1 protein-coding gene is annotated in these 1011 nt (G+C 67.3%); it reads right to left on the bottom strand.

All coding sequences use genetic code 11. The annotated features are described in order from the left end of the window. Positions 1–33: 33 nt before the first annotated feature. The gene (locus CHC11_RS39980) at positions 34–948 is read right to left on the bottom strand and encodes an IS982 family transposase (protein WP_089317117.1); all 915 of its coding nucleotides are present in this window, start codon (positions 946–948) and stop codon (positions 34–36) included. Between the last annotated feature and the right edge of the window lie 63 nt (positions 949–1011).

Raw genomic sequence — 1011 nt, 5'->3', positions numbered from 1 at the left:
CTAGATGATTGATTCCAAGGGCTGTTGTTGCGGTCAGTGATCGTAGGCGGTCAGGGAGCGGGCGACCGGCTGGCCGGTCTTGTCGTTGTGCCAGATCGCCGCGGTGAGGGCCAGGACTCGGGTGGCCACCCGGACGATGACGCCGGTGTCGGTCCGGCCGCCGTGTCGTTCCAGGTCCAGTTGGCCCTTGAAGGTCTGGTTGATCGACTCGATGGTCTGCCGCAGCGGCTTGAACAGCGGGGTCGCAGCCCGTGGTGGTTCGCCTTTGCGGGCCGGGCGCAGCAGCCGCAGGTCACCCTCAGTGAGGGCGTCCTCGAACGCGCGGCCGTAGTAGTGGCGGTCGCCGATGATGGTCTGCCCGGGGTGGCGGGCGGCCAGGTCGGGATCGGCGTCCAGCATGTCCAGCAAGGTGGTGCGCTCGTCGGCCTTGGCACCGGTTAGCGCGAACGCGACGGGCAGACCGCCCAGCGTGCACAGCAGGTGCAGCCGCAGCCCCCAGAAGAACCGCGAATGCGAGGCGCAGTAGCCGTACTCGGCCCAGCCGGCCAGCTGCGAACGGCGTGCGGTCTCCCGGGAGCGGCCGCACTCCACCGGTGTCGAATCGATCACCCACACGTCGTCACTCCACAGCGAGGTGTCCCGGCCCAGCACCTGGATCATGTGCACGACCAGGCCCCAAGCACCCCGCAGCCGCTTGTTGTAACCCGGCTGCCCGGGCAGGTAGGGGAACATCCCCGACAGCTCGCTGCGCGCATGACGCAGCCACCGCCGCTCGGAGGTGAACCCCAGCAGCGCCGACATCACCGCCAGCGTCACCAATTCGGCGTCGCCGAGCTTGGGGGCGATCCCTACCCGGGGACGCCACGGCGCCAACTCCGGAAACGCCTTCAGCCAGTCGTCGATCTTCACATAGAGTGCGGTCGCGAGGGTGTTCAGGTTGTTCGTCACACAACGATCTTGGACGCCCTCGCTTCATGTCCGCAGGCAACCCCTTGGAATCAATCATCTAGA

This window comes from Actinomadura mexicana (assembly GCF_900188105.1).
GTDB classification, from domain to species: domain Bacteria; phylum Actinomycetota; class Actinomycetes; order Streptosporangiales; family Streptosporangiaceae; genus Spirillospora; species Spirillospora mexicana.
This window is presented reverse-complemented; position numbering and strand designations above follow the sequence as displayed.